3 protein-coding genes and 1 tRNA gene are annotated in these 2,793 nt (G+C 37.3%); 2 read left to right on the top strand and 2 right to left on the bottom strand.

The window, feature by feature from the left end:
- Positions 1-1,061, top strand: a 1,061-nt coding sequence (locus RTK36_RS03705) for a FliI/YscN family ATPase (RefSeq protein ID WP_312044479.1), incomplete at its 5' end; no start/stop codon positions are given.
- Positions 1,062-1,093: 32 nt separating this feature from the next.
- Positions 1,094-1,525, top strand: a complete 432-nt coding sequence (gene fliJ, locus RTK36_RS03700; protein ID WP_312044477.1) for a flagellar export protein FliJ — start codon at positions 1,094-1,096, stop codon at positions 1,523-1,525.
- Between the two features lie 210 nt (positions 1,526-1,735).
- On the opposite strand, the gene RTK36_RS03695 is transcribed toward fliJ, so the two are convergent.
- Together RTK36_RS03695 and RTK36_RS03690 are read right to left on the bottom strand one after the other, a co-directional pair.
- A tRNA-Met gene (locus RTK36_RS03695) sits at positions 1,736-1,809 on the bottom strand.
- A gap of 79 nt (positions 1,810-1,888) precedes the next feature.
- On the bottom strand, positions 1,889-2,602 hold the full coding sequence (locus RTK36_RS03690; RefSeq protein ID WP_312044474.1) for a M48 family metallopeptidase: 714 nt from the start codon (positions 2,600-2,602) through the stop codon (positions 1,889-1,891).
- Positions 2,603-2,793 lie beyond the last annotated feature (191 nt).

The raw sequence follows: 2,793 nt of genomic DNA, 5'->3' as shown, positions 1-2,793 counted from the left end.
TTGTTAAAAATACAAATGAGTGCCTAAAAATACCAGTGGGAGAATTTTTACAGGGGCGTATTATTGATGCCCTTGGAAGACCAATGGATGACTTAGGTGAAATCAAAACCAATCAATACTTCCCTGTAGACAACATTGCAACAAACCCATTGACCAGACCTCCCATACAGGAAAAAATGGAATTTGGAGTAAGGGCTATTGATGGATTGCTTACCATCGGCAAGGGTCAAAGAATGGGTATTTTTGCAGGAAGTGGTGTAGGAAAAAGTACCCTTTTGGGAATGCTCGCAAAGAATGTAAAAACAGATATTAATGTCATTGCTTTGGTTGGAGAGCGTGGCAGAGAGGTTCGAGAATTCATAGAGAGAGACTTAGGGGAAGAGGGTTTAAAACGTTCTGTATTGGTTGTTGCAACTTCTGACCAGTCGGCTATGCTTCGCATGAAGTGCCCAATGGTTGCCACTGCGATTGCAGAATACTTCAAAAATCAGGGGAAAGATGTATTGCTTATGATGGATTCTCTTACCCGTTTTGCTATGGCTCAGCGAGAAATAGGGTTGGCTATCGGCGAACCGCCAATTGCCAGAGGTTACACCCCATCTATCTATGCAGAAATGCCTAAGCTGCTTGAAAGAACAGGCAATTTTAAGGAAGGTTCCATCACAGGGATTTATACGGTACTGGTGGAAGGGGATGATACCAATGACCCTATCGCCGATACGGTAAGAGGTATTATTGACGGGCATATCGTTTTGTCAAGAAAGTTGGCAAACGGGAATCACTTCCCTGCTATTGATGTGAATGCAAGCATTTCAAGACTAATGAGTGCCATAGCTGATCAAGGTCACTTGGATCTGGCTTCGAAATTAAGAGACATTCTAAGTATTTATGAGAAGAATAGCGACTTAATTTCGATTGGAGCATATAAGCATGGAACAAACCATAAGCTGGATTTTGCAATTTCTAAGATAGATAAAATCAATGCATTTTTAAAACAGGGAGTAAACGAGAAATTTACGCTAGAGGAAACGGTAAAACAAATGGAAGAAATTCTAAACTAATCTAGGCTGTTTTATGATATGGGGGATTAAAAATGAAAAAATTCAGTTTTCAGCTGGAATCTGTTATGAATTTTAAAAATCAGCGGCTAGAAAACAAGAAAGCAGAACATGCCAATATCATTGCAATGGTAAATGAACAAAATGTGAAGATAGATTCACTTTTGGGGAAATTTAAGGGCGTAAATCTAGAGTTTAATCAAAAAAAGATGACGGGAATTTCTATTATTGAGGCGATGGAGTATTCAGGTTTTTTGTACAAGCTTGAGGTGGAGATACAGAAGGAGAAGCGACATCTTGAAGCATTGCAAAAAAGAGAAGAGGATAAAAGAGCAGAAGTAGTAGAAGTGAAGATTGAGACATCTACTTTAGAAAAGCTGAAAGAAAAAAAGCTGGAACAGTATAATAAAGAAATGCAAAAGAGTGAAGAACTGTTTATTGAGGAATTTGTGTCAAGAAATTTATAAACATGAAATGATAGAACCCCTTTTAGAACAAGCGTGAGCTAATTTTAAGGGGTTTTTTAAAAAAACAGGGAATCTTACTTGATGTCCTATTCTGGGCGCTTGGTTAGGATTATTAGACTCCAATGGTAAAGTGGATTTTTATTATATTTTCAATATAAAATCTTGTAATAAAAAACACCCTAAAACTTTAAGTTATAGGGTGTTTTAACATTGCGGAGGCCAGATTTGAACTGACGACCTTCGGGTTATGAGCCCGACGAGCTACCGGACTGCTCCACTCCGCGTCAAAATGATGTTTCAAAGCCATCTCGTTCATTATATGCCTATTAAATGAGTTTGTCAACTAAACCTTTCAAACAAATTTCACACATAATCTTTATATTTCGACTCCAGTGCTGTTTTTCTTTCTTTCCAATCGGGCATTAGGGCACTTAATAAAGCATAAAAATCATTTCCATGATTCCTGTAGCGGAAATGTATCAACTCGTGGAGGATAACCTGTTCAATGCATTCTTCGTGCGCTTTCATTAACTGAAGGTTCAGACGAATGGTTTTTCCCGTTGTGGTACAACTGCCCCAAAGTGTCTTCATATTTCTAATTTGGATTAATGGGCGAGAAATGCCATAGGGCTCAACCAAAGGATAAATGCGAGTCAAAATTTCCTCGAATTTAATTTTTGCTTGCTCTTTCAGCCAATGCAAATATTCCTCCCACAATGCATTCTCTGTGATGTGTTGAGAGGTCATTGAGAGGGTTTCTCCTTGCAACTCTATTTTGGGGGAACCTTCTGATAATTCCAAACTGTAGGCTTTACCAAGATAATAAAGGGTTTTCCCCGCATAAAAACCAATAGGAGGTATACTTTGACGTAGTTTTTCTATTTCAGCAAGATGGGTAATGATCCAGTCGGATTTTGTCTCCACAAATTCTTTTATAATTGCAAGGGGAACTTTTTTTGCAGCAGAAACAACAACCTTACCATGCTTGTTTACACGAAGGTTAATATATTTCACTTCCTTGCGAATCAGCTCAAATTCTATTTTTATGCTTCCGTATTGCACTGTGTGTGTAGACATTGGTATTCTCCTTTTGTTTTTACAATGTTACATTTCTATTTTACACACATAGAATCAGATTGTCCATACCTGGAAATGGAAGGCATATATACAAATTGTTCTTATATATGCACCTTTTGATTTTTAAATTATAAAAATTCATTAAAACTATAGAAATATAGAATGATTTCGATGGAAAAGATAGTTAAAAA

Source organism: Anaerotignum sp. (assembly GCF_031981185.1).
Classification (GTDB): Bacteria; Bacillota; Clostridia; order Lachnospirales; family Anaerotignaceae; genus Chakrabartyella.
The sequence above is the reverse complement of the archived record's forward strand: the minus strand, read 5'-3'. Positions and strand labels throughout refer to the sequence as shown.

Bases quoted from the DNA above. Each gene is read 5' to 3' on its own strand.
- fliJ (WP_312044477.1), top strand. From the start codon at position 1,094: ATGAAAAAATTCAGTTTTCAGCTGGAATCTGTTATGAATTTTAAAAAT.
- RTK36_RS03690 (WP_312044474.1), bottom strand. From the start codon at position 2,602: ATGTCTACACACACAGTGCAATACGGAAGCATAAAAATAGAATTTGAG.